Genomic DNA, 13,671 nt, shown 5'->3' with positions numbered 1-13,671 from the left:
ATACGAAACTTCAAAACAAGGATGGGATTCCAATTCATTTTGTCTAAAACGTTCGGTTTTGGTCAATAAGAATTTAGACATTACAAAAATCAATCAAATTCTATATGATAAACTTCATGCTGCCCGTAGCTTAATAAACGAGCTAGGGGATGCTATACAGTATATGGATGTAGAAACATTGGTTATGGAAATCAAAAAAAAGTGGACGGACCAGATAAGTCCGGAACTTAAAAGTAAAATGTCCAATGGGTTAATGTTAAAAGATTGGGGCCAAGTAATTATCGATAGGAAACTTAAGACAAATAAGCCAAGCTCAGCTGAATGGTATATGAGCGGGATAAAAGTATTTATCAAATTCAATAATAACAAGGATATTAGGTTGGACCAACTTAATGTAACAATGCTTAAGGATTATCAGGTACATAAAGAGTCGGAAGGGGTGAAACCAAACAGCATAAGCTCAGTTCTGAGAGCGATACGTGCAATATATAATGCAGCGATCAACGAGGATAGAATCGAAGTCACCAAAAATCCCTTTCATCGCTACAAGATTCCCTCATCGAACCAAACCAAGAAAAGAGCGATTTCAAAAGAGGACTTTCTGAATATTCGAAAATTAAACTACGAAGAAGGGTCTGCTTTGTGGCATACTAAAAACTATGCTCTTGTTATGTTCAATTGTCGAGGAATGAATTTGATAGATCTAGTGAAACTTAAAAAGTCAAATGTCCGTTTGGAAAGAATATTTTATGGACGAAGTAAAACTGGCGATCCTTTATCGGTTAAATTGACCACCGAGTTGAAGGAAATTCTTAAACATTACTTAGAGGACAAGGAAGACAATGATTTTCTATTTCCTGCTAATTATGACGGTAGCACAGCTAAATACGAAAAGTATAAAACTATAAGACGAAGGGTCAACGAAAGACTTAAGGTAATTGCATCGGATGCCGGAATTGAACAACATTTCACTACTTATTCAATTCGTCATTCATGGGCAACAATTGCAAAGTTCATGGGGATTTCGACCGCTATCATAAGTGAAGGTCTGGGACATAGTTCCTTAAAAACAACCAAAATCTACTTGAAACGTTTTGATAGTTCCGTTTTGGATGCGGCTAATGAACGAATAGTGGCTTAGTTCTACATCCATCCCCAAATTTTACCATAACTAAACTGCGCATGGATCCTGTTTCAATTTTATAGTGTTCCGGTAGATAAGCGTAAAGTAAAATTGAAATAGGGCGCACCCTACTTTTGATTTGGAAAATTTTCATTTTCTTTTTACTTTGCAACCATCGGGAGCAAAGCAAGTTTGTCTTTGTGGCAACAAAGACACATCTTGCGTTTCCTGCCCAAGTCCCTTTTTAGTTATATGTATGAGCCATTCGTTCATGTCCTTAAAACCCATATAAAGTCCTGATCCGTCCTTACAGCTTTTAAAGTACTTTATCAAATTTGTGCTCTTCGGCTATCCTCTAAAATTGGCTGCTGATGAAAAGAAAAAATAGATTCTATTTTGGTTCTTAATGTTGTCTAATCACGTCCAATATCTGTAATCATAATATTTCTGAAATATTGAAAGTGGGTTGTACTTCTGACTGGAATGGACTCAGAAATATAATCTTCCTTCTCCGATAATTAAGTGGGAAAATATGCTTATTTCCTCTACTACCTTTTGTTCCAGAGATATGAACTGTTTTCACTTTGCCCGCTCTCTTTTCCAAAGCAAATGATTTTGCCTGAATTATTGATGTTTTGATGAAAATCCGTGCAAGTCCCTGTATTTATAATGGTTTCCAAGTCATCAATTTTTTCATCGATTCATCACTCTAGTATTTTTTGAAAAATTATCTTGATGTAGTTTCGAAATAATTTAAAAACTAAAAATATCCTACCTTCCTACCTAAACCAGCAACAGTGGGGGTTTTAACACTAGGTAGGTTAATTTGAATCCTACCTTTATTTGAGTATATAGGTAGGATAGGTAATATTTAGGTAAGATGTTTATTATAGAACTTACCTTAAATAAGACTACTAGATTTAAGAGGTTAAGGCATTTTAGGTAGGATGGTAATTTCTTTTTATCTTTTTCTTTTCATTAGCCGGATACTTTTACCTTTATTTTTGATGATATGATGACAATACCTTCAAAAGCTCTACCATCATTAAGTTTAAAACCTCATCGTTTTGTCATCGTTTCATCATTCTTCATTTCTTTATAATGTTTTATGTCATCATTATTTTTTTTGATGACAAAATGATGATAGTTTGATGACAGCTTCAGCCCCCGTAAATATTGGGTTTACCCTTCTCTGTCATCGTTTCATCAATAAATTTAAAATTAGTAATATGTTTTTTCCTTTCAATAGCAATACTTAGTGTCTAAAGATGTCTCTTAAAATCTCTAATCTGTACTAAAATGCGAACAACGTATATTCCCTGTTTTGTTGGTTCATAAAAGATGGTGTGTGCTTTAAAATTAAATCTTTTTAACAAAGGTGCAAATTCAGAAGCGGAACGGCCAAGATCAGGATTTTCGGCGAGAGTTTGCAAGAATTGTAGTAACTCGGTGACATAATCATGTGTTTGTGATTCCCCCCAGGTCTCCAAAGTATAATCTACTATATTGTCGATATCGCCATCTGCCTTTGAGGATAAATTGTAACTAGGCATTTTCCCTAGTTTTACGATTTTTAGCTGCCTCGATAATTTCTTCAACCGATCTATTTTTAGAACTCACCCCGCTATCATAACCTTCCTGTATGGCTGCTTTGGTAGTTATGAATTCCCTATTGCGCTCTTCGTCTAAACGAATTAGATGTCGCATATATTCACTGTCGTTGGCAAAGCCTCCATTTTCAATTTGGAGTTTAATCCATTGCTCTTGGGCCGTGGTGATAGTCAATGATTTTCTAATTGTAGCCATTGTTAAAATTTTAAATCACATACAATATACGCAATTAAACATATTATCAGCGCATAAATCATATGATTTTGTCATATCCGGTTGTATATTAGTTGTTGGCAACAATCTAGATTCCTTTCTACAGATTTATTAAGCCCATTATCAAAACTTTTGAGTTTAAGTTTTATTTTATCTTTCAATCCAAACCAGCTATAAGCAAAAAAAAAGAAATACAAAACCATCAATAGCCTAACTAACTGTTTTTCATCTAATTGCTTGAGGTAATTTTTGAGTACGGAAGTTTGAAGTAAAGCCATTAATTAATATGTAGTTTAACAATCCTAAAAGTAGGAAATACCACGCTAAATAAACTCAAATGAGTTCCTTTCAGTACAAGTAAGACCAATTAATGTTAAATTTTACGTCAAAAGGAAGGAATCTTCAAAAGTGTGCACAAACTGTGCATTGCTAAAAATGAAAAAGCCCTCACATCTGTGAAGGCCCGTGTTTACTGGTGGAGAATACCGGAGTCGAACCGGTGACCTCTTGCCTGCCAGGCAAGCGCTCTAGCCAGCTGAGCTAATCCCCCTTTTTAGGAAGTTCAAAGGAAATACTTTTTGGTCAAGTATCAAAATACTGGTATCGTTTTCTTTAATCTATTTATCTTTACCTTAAAAAACGATGAATTTACAAGGTAAAGTAGCTTATATAACCGGTGGATCTAAAGGAATTGGTTACAGTGTCGCCCAATCATTGCTAAAGGCAGGAATGAAGGTGGCTATAAGCGGACGAAGTTTACATTCTGTCCAGGAGGCGGCAAGCCAATTGGGAAATAACGGGAATGTTTTGGCCATCCAATCCGATGTTACGAAGCATAAAGATGAAGAGAACGCCATAAAGACCATTCTCGATACCTGGGGGACCTTGGATGTGGTTTTGGCCAATGCTGGGGTAGGCATTTTTGCTCCTATTGACGAGATGAGCGAAGAACAATGGCACACTTTGATCAATACGAATTTAAACGGCGTTTTCCATACCTTAAAAGCTTCGGTAGAGGCTTTAAAGAGGTCTAAAGGCTACTATATTACCCTAGCCAGTCTTGCAGGCGCCAATTTCTTTGCGATGGGAGCCGGATATAATGCCACAAAGTTCGGCGTAGTAGGTTTTACCCAAGCGGCTATGCTCGACTTGCGCAAATACGACATAAAGGTTTCCACTATAATGCCGGGATCGGTAGCCACACATTTCAACAACAATGAGCCTTCGGAAAAGGATGCTTGGAAAATACAACCCGAGGACATCGGGGAATTGGTTTTGGATCTATTGAAGATGCACCCCAGAACGTTACCAAGTAAAATCGAGGTAAGGCCCAGCAGGCCCGACAAAAAATAAAATCAAACTTCTTTTTCGATAAAGGGAATTTGAGGGCTGCAAATTTCAAGCACAAGTTTTTTTAATTCCACGGAGAACGCCATTAAGGTATCGGGCGTGATTACCTTGTCTTTGGTACGGGAATTCTTATCTGGTTTAATTGCGAAGTTAAGTAGACCGGCACTTAAGTTCTTAAACGAGACAATGCCTGCTTCGAGCAGATTTCCTTTATTCTCTTTAGTGTACATCAGGGCATAGCATAACAATTGAAAAGCTTTGCTATACTTATACTCCTGGGTGATTATCGACCAGTCGAATAATTCTACTTGGTTTGCCAAAACCTTGCCTGATTTATAATCGATAATACGTAGCTTTCCGTCTATTTCATCAATGCGATCCAGTTTCCCTTTGAGACGTACAGGGAAGCCTAGTTCAGGAATATTCAAGGGTATTTCCATTTTTTTCTCCAACCCTAGTATCTTTATCCGATGTCTTTCACATTGCTTGATTTCAATATCGATAAAGGACATTATATACTTGACAATCACTTCGTAGGCAATGAGGTTTTTACCCCGTAACACATCGATAGCGGCATAGGTCTTTGCGAATTGTTTTTGAACGGTCCCTTCCACAGCGTTTTTCATGTCGGTAAGAACTTCCTTAGTTAAAAAGTCGCCGATCAAAGGGGTGTAAAGTTCTTCCAAGGTGTCGTGTATGATGGTGCCGAAGGTGTTTGCGGCCACTGTTTCCTCAACTTCAGGTAAGTCATTGATGCCCAAAAGATTTTGCTTATAAAAATCTAAAGGGTTTCTGATATAATTACTCAACGAGGAAGGAGAAAAGCCCTTTAAGGCATGCCCTTGAATGAGTTGCATGAGCGTATCGTCCTTTTGTATGCGAATCTCTGTCTTAATCCCCACTTTTATTTCCGGGACGGCTATGTATTCAGTGATATGGTCTTTGATATTTTCATCGGTCAACATTTGGGTAATAAGACGACTTCTTTCCCCGCCTTCCAAAACGTCCGGTTCTGTATTGTAAAGGAGGTAGACATGCTTTGCACGTTGTAGAAGTCGATAGAAATGATAGGTGTATACCGCATCTTTTTCCTTGAAGGTGGGAAGTCCGAAATTTATTTTTAGATCAAAAGGAAGAAAGGAATTGTTCGACTTACCCGAAGGGATGACCCCTTCGTTGACGGTAGTAAGTATGATGGTTTCAAAGTCGAGATTGCGGCTTTCTAGCATTCCCATAATTTGTAGTCCTTCGATGGGGTCTCCTTTAAAATCAAGGGTTTCCAAAGAAACGAGTTCGCTGAACAAGGCTCTCAAAGATTTCAGGTCATTGATAAAGTCATGTTCTTTGATCATCGCTGCAATTTGATTGAAGATGCCATAAAATCGATTCAATTCCTCCAAAGCGAGCGAATTCGTCAAAGCTTGCAGTTTGTGTCTTAAGATGGGGATAACTACCAAACAACGTTGAATAAATTCAAAAGGCGTAGGCATTTCATTAAAAAACAATTTATCTAGATGGGTATTGCTGTTCTTACTAAGGGAATCTAATTGACTTCTCGTTAGAAAAGTCAGATTATGGGTTAAAATAGTTTGGGTCAGGATCTCTGACAATGGTTGTTCATCTTCATTTAGGAACAAGTGGGTGTATGGATCGGATAAGAAGGCCAAGAGGTTCTTATAATACCAACCATGGGCTTGTTTATTGACATAAAGATCGAAATATAGGTCAAAGAAATTTGTAAAGGAGGTCTTGTTCAAAGGAAATCCCATGGTGATATTCACCTTTTCAATTTCATTGGGTAACGAATTGAGCAACGGATTAAGCAATGACTCATCATTCAGGACGACGGCCGTTCGAGTTAATTCTCCACTATGTTCCACCGCCAACTTCTTAAGGAGTGAACCAATATACTTGGTTTGGGATACACTTTTAGGGATACCGATTACCTCAATCTTCTTTTCTTGTGTAAAGCAGGTACTTATACCTTTAAGTTTATGTTGTTTCAGGTAAGACCATGTCTTTTGATGATTCCGTATAAAGAATCCCGCATCGTGAATGGGATCATGTAAAAAATAGGAATCCAAATCCCAATAGATATCAGCATTCCCAGTTTGCAATATGCTTTGGATTATGGCACTTTCAGCTGTATTAAGTGCATTAAAACCTATAAAAATATAGGAGGTATCCTTATGGGAAGTTAAAAATCCATCCAAGTTTGCATGCGCTTTTCGATACATAAGGCCTTGGTGACCCATGCCTTTGCTCAATAACCGTGTGCAGAAAGTGGTATAGAGAGGCTCCAAGCTATTCCAAAACGCGATATAGTCTTTCACCATTTTGGTTTTTTCTGCCGCCAAATACCAATGGTTTAGTTCCTGGATTGCCGATAAGTTCGAAAACAGGCGTCCGGTATCTATGAGGTATCGATCAATTTCATTGAAATCCTGTAAAAGGGTCTGCGCCCATTTGGAAAATTCAAGAAAACTCTCCTGCTTATTTGCACTATGCTCCCTAAAAGCATAAAAAAGCTCAAAGAGTTGTTGGGTGTTTGTAGCGGTCGCAAGGCCCGATAGTTCCCCTACAAATTCTTCTATACTAAAAATTTCAGGTGAGAATATGGGTTTTTGAGAGCGCTTTGCAATCTCTTTTTTCAAGTAAGAACCTGCTCTTTTGCTCGGGAGCACAAATACCGTGTTTTCAAAAGAACCGTGTTCATTGTAAAACGTATGTACTACCTGCTCCAGAAAACTGTCCATGACCAAAAATAAAAAAAGCCCTGACATAATCGCCAGGGCTTTTTAAATATTATGAGATTAAATATACTTATTTCACCAAGTTGATTTCAACTCTTCTGTTTTGAGTTCTACCAGCTCTAGTATTGTTTGTTGCGATAGGCTTAGACTCACCGTAACCAACTGCTGATAATCTGAATTCTTCGATTCCTTTGTCAACTAAGAATTCTTTTACAGAAAGCGCTCTTGACTCAGAAAGGCTTTGATTTAATTTTTCACTACCTACGCTGTCAGTATGACCTTCAACAGTAAACTTAGCGTTAGGATATTCTTTAAGGATAGTGATAATGTCAACCATTACAGAAGTAGACTCGGCTTTGATAGAAGACTTACCAGTATCGAACAAGATAGTTCGGGCATAGTCATTCAATTGCTTTTGAACTTCAGCAGTTACCTCTGGGCAACCTTTGTTAGCTACAGTACCAGCTACATCTGGACATTGGTCATCTTTATCCAAGACACCATCGCCATCTTTATCAGCCCAAGGACATCCTTTGTTTTCAGCAGGACCTGCTTCGTTAGGACAAGCATCATCCTTATCGGCAACACCGTCACCGTCAGCATCTGGACAACCGTTCATTTCTTTAGAACCGGCAGCGTTAGGACAAGCATCCTTGCTATCTTCGATACCATCGCCGTCAGCATCTGGACAACCATTGAAAGCTTCTAGACCTGCAACTTCAGGACAAGCATCATCCTTGTCATATACACCGTCACCATCGGTATCAGTACCACCGAACTTCACGGAAATACCGGCTAAATGTTGCATATGCTTAACACCATAATCCTCAAAAGCATGCTTATAAGAAGATTGAAGGGTAAGACCAATGTTTTCTGTGAACCAGAAATTAAGTCCCAAACCTCCGTTTATGGTACCAGCACCAATTTCATCAACCCAAGTGTAACCACCACCGATTTCAACGAATGGATCGATTACCCTATCTTTCAAAAAGTTGTACTTAATAGTACCGTCTATGGCATAGTGTGATAAATCATCAACTTCCATATCACCGAAATTGCTTATTTTATTTAAAGAACCTCTAGCACCTACAGAGAAACCGTCTCCTACAGATTTAGATACACCAACGTAAGAAATAGAAGGAAGTATGTTCCAATGGTCAGTCGCGTTAAAGAACTCATTACCGAAAGAACTTACATCACCGGTTGGATATACGTCAACGGCATTTACCCCAAAACTGATTTGCCAAGGGTTATTCTCGTCTTGCGCTTGTATGTTGTTAAAACCTACAACAAGTAGGGCAACAACCAATAATTTGCTAAGATGTTTCATGTTCAAAATTTTAAGTTTAAGTGTTTATTAGCTGCAAATGTAAGTTGTTAAATATTATTAACAAAAATATATTCCTATTTTTTTTAACGTATTTTAAGGTAATTATAATGCCGTTAAACGATTTTCAAGATTTTCCCAACTTCAGTGAACGCCTCAATGGCCTTATCGATGTGGTGTGTTTCATGTGCTGCGGATAGTTGTACGCGAATACGGGCTTTCCCCTTAGGGACCACGGGATAGAAAAATCCGATGACATAAATACCCCTATCCAATAACAAATTGGCCATTTGTTGTGATAATTTTGCATCATATAACATGACGGGCACAATGGCCGATTCCCCATCGATGAAATCAAAGCCAGCTTTTTTCATGCCTTTTTTAAAGTATTCTGTATTCGATTGCAGTTTATCGCGTAACGAGGTGTCATTGGCGAGCATGTCAAAAACCTTAAGGGAAGCCCCAACAATGGAAGGTGCCAGGGAATTTGAAAAGAGATAAGGTCTAGAGCGCTGTCTTAGAAGCTCAATGATTTCTTTTTTGCCGGTCGTGTAGCCACCCATGGCACCGCCAAGGGCCTTGCCCAGTGTGCCCGTGATGATATCGACCCTGCCCATTACCCCTTTTTCTTCCAAGGTTCCTTTCCCATGTTTCCCGATAAAACCGGCAGCATGGCATTCGTCGACCATGACCATGGCATCATACCTTTCGGCCAGGTCACATATTTTATCCAAGGGGGCCAAAAGTCCGTCCATAGAGAATACACCATCGGTAACAATCAATTTAAATCGGGCCTTATCTACTTGAGACTGGATCAATTGTTGCTCTAGATCTGCCATATCCCCATTGGCATAGCGATATCTTTTGGCCTTGCACAAACGAACCCCATCTATAATGGAGGCATGATTCAAGGAATCGGAAATTATGGCATCCTCAGGACCCAGCAGCGGTTCGAAAACCCCTCCGTTCGCATCGAAGGCAGCTGCATATAATATGGTATCCTCGGTTTTGTAAAATTCCGCGATCTTTTTTTCCAGTTGCTTATGAATATCCTGGGTGCCACATATAAAGCGAACTGACGACATGCCAAAGCCATGGGTGTCCATGGTATCCTTGGCAGCCTGTATCACATCAGGGTGCGATGAGAGCCCCAAATAATTATTGGCGCAAAAATTGATCACCTCTTCCCCCGTCGATAATCTTATTACCGCGGCTTGCGGGGATGTTATGATTCTTTCACTTTTAAATAGACCATCATTTTTAATGGACTCCAATTCATCGGCTAGATACTGTTTGATTTTTCCGTACATAGAAAGTAAATTTAAACGTATTGAATGTTTATATCGGTATTGATATAAGTTATTATTTTATTTTCGATGGTATACCCCATTTGCTCCAAAACTTGGGCGTAGGAGTTCAATTGTTTTTTATAGGCATTGTTTTCCTTTCCGGTCTTATAATCTATGATGGTGGCCCCATCATTGGTAACAACAATACGATCGGGCCGTAGGATTCCCCCATTTTCCGTTATTATTTCCTTCTCATTCAAAATGGTATTTCCTTTTGCAAAGTATTTTTTTAGGGAATCATGGGCAATGACCATCCTAATCTTTTTTTTCAGTAGGGGAACGGTTTCCGTATCGATTGTACCCTGACGTTCCAAATCCGCAAAAACGCGGTCAACATCTTCTTCAGTTTCGATCAGCCCCAAGATGTGGTGTATCAAGATGCCTTGTATAATGGCCTCTTCCTGCGCAGTTTCCCAAAGCATGCCCGCCGAAGTCATTATTTTGAATCTTGGATTTTCCTTATTGGAGTATTGAAAGGGGACCGGTCGTTCAATGGTTCTGTTCATTTTCTTTGGGCCACTGTTCCCTAACTCCCCAAAAGAATAGACTGTTTCGGTATCGTTCCATAGGTGTTTGTGCTTTAGATAGCGTATAAAAACATCTGAATAATGGGTGTTCCTTTCACTTTTTAAAGCGCCGTTTTCTTTTAAGGATATAATATACAAGGCTCTTTCTGCCCTGGTTAAGGCCACATAGAGTATATTAAAGGCATCCAACTCCAATTTATGTTGTTCTTCCTCAAAAGCATGCAACGCTGCTTGATTGTACGCGCCCACTTCCTTCTTCTTATTGATCAAAACCTCATCAAAACCCATAAACTCCGAGGGGTCGACCGTCAGCCATAATTTTGGGTCGATTTCTTTGTATATATTGGAATTGGCATAGGGAAAAATAACGATGGGAAACTCCAGCCCTTTGGCTTTGTGAATGCTCATGATCTTCACGGCATTCAAATTGTCGGGGGCGGCTATGCTATGTTTGTTTTTTTTCTTTTCCCAATACGATAAGAAGGTGGCCAACCCCGTTCCTTCCTTCTGTTCCACTTCCAAGACAATATCCAAAAGAAAAATAAGGTACGCATCTGAGTCATCAGCCAGATCGAACCGTTTTATGGCAAGTTCCAAACCGTCGTAAACCGACATGTTTCTCAGTTTCGATAATTTGAAGTCATATTCTTTTTCAAGGAATTTCTCCAAATAGTTCAGGTTCTTGCTTAGTGCCGAATGTTTATGTTGATCCTCCTCCAATAGAAAATATAGGATGTTGTAACTCGCTTCCAAATCATCGGAATGAACACTGAAATGTAAAAGATCGATCAGAAATTGTACTTTTTCATCGTTAGCGATCAAAAGGGAATCTGGTGAAATGATCGGAATCTTATTTTCGGTCAAGTAATCGGCAAGAATAACGCCATGCTTATTATCCCTGACCAGAATGGCAATTTCATTATAGTCAAAATCGTGCATACGAACGTGCTGGATGGTGCTAAGGACTTCTTCACAATAGCTGACATTCAATTCCTGGTCTTCACGATCTTCGAGAAAGGAGAATTGTACATACCCGCCTTTTTTCAAATTGCTTTTTTGCCGGTTGCCCTGTTCAAATAATTCCTGGTATAGTTGATTGTTTAAAAAGGGACTACTGACCGTAAAAAAGTCATTGTTGAAATTTATGATTTCTTCATGGCTTCGATAATTTGAGGGCAGGTTATAGGTTTTTGGTGAAATGACGAATGGATTGGCGTTTTCAGTGACTAAATTCAGGAATTGTTCCGCATTTCCTCCCCGCCATCGATAAATGGCCTGTTTTGCATCGCCGACCAAGAACACCGAACCTTTGTTCCCTTGAAGATCCTCTCCTTCTAGGGCATTGCCAATCAAAGGGACAAGGTTGTTCCATTGCAATTGGGAAGTGTCCTGAAATTCGTCGATCATATAATGACGGTATTTCTCTCCCAAACGCTCATAGATAAATGGGGCAGGTTGGTTTTTTATTTCATTGGAAATCAGTGTATTGAATTCAGATATTGATAGTTGGCCTCGTTCTTCCTGAAGCGATTTCACCTCTTTTTGAATGGCATTCAATACCGTAAGCGGAACAATATTCGTCAAAACATTAATTAGGAATGCCCGGTGAACCAATTGTTCCCTTATATCCATATATAGGGTGCGTATCGCTGGGATTAGATTTTCATCAGGAGCACTTATTCCGACCTTTAGGACTTTATTGTCATGTAGGTCTGCCAACAAGTTGTTGTTGTACAGCTTTACAAGTGCAAACTCCCCATCTCCAATTTTCTTGAAATGGTTGGGCAGGGTTTCCCTCGAAAAAGACTTAAAGTCAACACCATGTTCAACAATGACATCAAGGGCACGCTTCGCAAGATCTTTCACATTCGTCTCAAGGGTGCTGATCTTAGAATGCAGTAGCGCTTTCAACGCCAGAAAATCCTGTATGCTTTTATCTTTAAGAAGCTGTAAATGTTCCGCATTGGTTTCATCAAAGAGCAATTTCCCTATTTTATTCAGGTCGAACGAAATGTCCCAGCTCTTGTCCTCATCGATCTTATCCAAGGCAAATTCCATTAATACCTCGGTCAACGCTTTTTCTTGCCCTATTTTCTCTAAAAGATTATCGACGGCTTCGTTCAATAAAAGGTCGGTATCGAGGATTACCTCAAAATTCTGGGCTATTTTAAGTTCTTTGGCAAAGGTTCTAATGAGCCTATGATTAAACTTGTCTATGGTCGAAATATCGAAGAACCCGTAATTATGCAGAATCAATTTTAGGGTTGTTTTGGCTTTTTGCCGTAACATTTCGAAATCAATACCCAATTCATCCTTCAATTCATTGAACATAACAGAAGCTTCGTCAGCGGAATGGGTCGATGAAAATTCGAAAAGACTGCTGAGGATACGATCCTTCATCTCGTTGACCGCCTTATTCGTAAATGTAACGGCGAGGATTTGGCTGAAGGTACGGCCTGAAGAAAGGACGGTTTTGAGATATTCCTTGGTCAGGGTATGGGTTTTTCCCGAACCTGCTGAGGCATTATATATTTTAAAGGGATGTCCTGACACCTATTTTTATCTGCAAATTACATATTCTAGAATTGTTCTTAACAATTTATTGGCTGAATTAGTCTGTTAAAAAATGTAAATTTGGACAACATTTTTTCTAACCTAAAAATTAAAGATTATGGCTTTTGAATTACCTAAATTACCTTATGCATACGATGCATTGGAACCACATATTGACGCCAGGACTATGGAAATACACCATACTAAGCATCATAATGGATATACCAACAATTTAAATGCGGCCATCGAAGGCACTGATTTGGACAAGAAATCCATCGAGGATATTTTAACCAACCTAGACATGGCCAATGCTGCGGTTCGGAACAATGGTGGCGGTTTTTACAACCATTCCCTTTTTTGGGAAATCATGTCCCCAAATGGCGGTGGGCAACCTAAAGGTGAATTGGCGAATGCCATTACTGCGGCCTTTGGTTCCCTTGAAGCGTTCAAGGAAAAATTCAGCAAGGCTGCAGCTACCCGCTTTGGTTCAGGATGGGCTTGGCTATGTGTACATAAAGGTGGTAAGGTTGAGGTGTGCTCAACCCCAAACCAAGATAACACACTAATGCCGAATACGGGGTGTGGGGGCTATCCCATTCTTGGCTTGGATGTTTGGGAACATGCCTATTATTTAAATTATCAGAATAGAAGACCTGATTATATCAATGCTTTTTTCAATGTAATCAACTGGGACAAGGTCGCTGAAAATTATGCTGCGCATAAATAGTGGCGCAGATTTTCAAAAAACCCCTTAAGTCGACGACTTAAGGGGTTTTTTGTTTTATCAAATAGAAAAGGGTGGAGAAGCCTCCACCCTTTTCGTCCCAAATCTTACCATAAACTTAACCTACTTATGCTATGGCAA

At 39.1% G+C, this 13,671-nt stretch carries 9 protein-coding genes and 1 tRNA gene; 3 read left to right on the top strand and 7 right to left on the bottom strand.

The features are described from left to right. Window positions 1–1,141: tyrosine-type recombinase/integrase (locus WBM98_RS12305; protein ID WP_424366320.1), on the top strand; the 1,141-nt coding region annotated here is incomplete at its 5' end. A 1,244-nt stretch (window positions 1,142–2,385) separates the two neighbouring features. Here the strand turns inward: WBM98_RS12305 and WBM98_RS12300 are convergent. The 3 genes from WBM98_RS12300 to WBM98_RS12290 form a co-directional block, all read right to left on the bottom strand. Then, entirely contained in the window at window positions 2,386–2,676 is a 291-nt protein-coding gene (locus WBM98_RS12300) for a type II toxin-antitoxin system RelE/ParE family toxin (RefSeq protein ID WP_424366319.1), read from the bottom strand. Next, the gene (locus WBM98_RS12295) at window positions 2,669–2,929 is read right to left on the bottom strand and encodes a type II toxin-antitoxin system ParD family antitoxin (RefSeq protein WP_339625829.1); all 261 of its coding nucleotides are present in this window, start codon (window positions 2,927–2,929) and stop codon (window positions 2,669–2,671) included. Before WBM98_RS12295 ends, WBM98_RS12300 begins: the two co-directional genes overlap by 8 nt. A gap of 491 nt (window positions 2,930–3,420) precedes the next feature. Beyond that, a tRNA-Ala gene (locus WBM98_RS12290) sits at window positions 3,421–3,497 on the bottom strand. Between the two features lie 92 nt (window positions 3,498–3,589). Between WBM98_RS12290 and WBM98_RS12285 the strand changes: the two genes are divergently transcribed. Further along, window positions 3,590–4,300, top strand: a complete 711-nt coding sequence (locus WBM98_RS12285; protein WP_424366318.1) for an SDR family oxidoreductase — start codon at window positions 3,590–3,592, stop codon at window positions 4,298–4,300. 2 nt (window positions 4,301–4,302) lie between these two features. On the opposite strand, the gene WBM98_RS12280 is transcribed toward WBM98_RS12285, so the two are convergent. The 4 genes from WBM98_RS12280 to WBM98_RS12265 all read right to left on the bottom strand — a co-directional run bounded on the left by WBM98_RS12280 (window position 4,303) and on the right by WBM98_RS12265 (window position 12,806). Continuing rightward, complete coding sequence (locus WBM98_RS12280) at window positions 4,303–7,080, bottom strand: PD-(D/E)XK nuclease family protein (protein WP_424366317.1); 2,778 nt, start codon at window positions 7,078–7,080, stop codon at window positions 4,303–4,305. A gap of 40 nt (window positions 7,081–7,120) precedes the next feature. Then, entirely contained in the window at window positions 7,121–8,380 is a 1,260-nt protein-coding gene (locus tag WBM98_RS12275; protein WP_424366316.1) for an OmpA family protein, read from the bottom strand. A gap of 113 nt (window positions 8,381–8,493) precedes the next feature. Further along, window positions 8,494–9,687: a glycine C-acetyltransferase gene (gene kbl / locus WBM98_RS12270; protein ID WP_424366315.1), complete on the bottom strand. Its 1,194-nt coding sequence runs from the start codon at window positions 9,685–9,687 to the stop codon at window positions 8,494–8,496. 11 nt (window positions 9,688–9,698) lie between these two features. Beyond that, window positions 9,699–12,806: a UvrD-helicase domain-containing protein gene (locus tag WBM98_RS12265; RefSeq protein WP_424366314.1), complete on the bottom strand. Its 3,108-nt coding sequence runs from the start codon at window positions 12,804–12,806 to the stop codon at window positions 9,699–9,701. Window positions 12,807–12,924: 118 nt separating this feature from the next. On the opposite strand from WBM98_RS12265, the gene WBM98_RS12260 reads away from it, so the two are divergent. Continuing rightward, on the top strand, window positions 12,925–13,533 hold the full coding sequence (locus WBM98_RS12260; RefSeq protein ID WP_424366313.1) for a superoxide dismutase: 609 nt from the start codon (window positions 12,925–12,927) through the stop codon (window positions 13,531–13,533). Window positions 13,534–13,671: the final 138 nt, after the last annotated feature.

Source organism: Maribacter sp. (assembly GCF_049667165.1).
Lineage (GTDB): Bacteria > Bacteroidota > Bacteroidia > Flavobacteriales > Flavobacteriaceae > Maribacter_A.
This window is presented reverse-complemented; position numbering and strand designations above follow the sequence as displayed.

What these genes read in the sequence shown, in the direction of transcription:
- WBM98_RS12300 (WP_424366319.1), bottom strand. Translation starts at nt 2,676, where the DNA reads ATGCCTAGTTACAATTTATCCTCAAAGGCAGATGGCGATATCGACAAT.
- WBM98_RS12295 (WP_339625829.1), bottom strand. Translation starts at nt 2,929, where the DNA reads ATGGCTACAATTAGAAAATCATTGACTATCACCACGGCCCAAGAGCAA.
- WBM98_RS12285 (WP_424366318.1), top strand. Translation starts at nt 3,590, where the DNA reads ATGAATTTACAAGGTAAAGTAGCTTATATAACCGGTGGATCTAAAGGA.
- WBM98_RS12280 (WP_424366317.1), bottom strand. Translation starts at nt 7,080, where the DNA reads ATGTCAGGGCTTTTTTTATTTTTGGTCATGGACAGTTTTCTGGAGCAG.
- WBM98_RS12275 (WP_424366316.1), bottom strand. Translation starts at nt 8,380, where the DNA reads ATGAAACATCTTAGCAAATTATTGGTTGTTGCCCTACTTGTTGTAGGT.
- kbl (WP_424366315.1), bottom strand. Translation starts at nt 9,687, where the DNA reads ATGTACGGAAAAATCAAACAGTATCTAGCCGATGAATTGGAGTCCATT.
- WBM98_RS12260 (WP_424366313.1), top strand. Translation starts at nt 12,925, where the DNA reads ATGGCTTTTGAATTACCTAAATTACCTTATGCATACGATGCATTGGAA.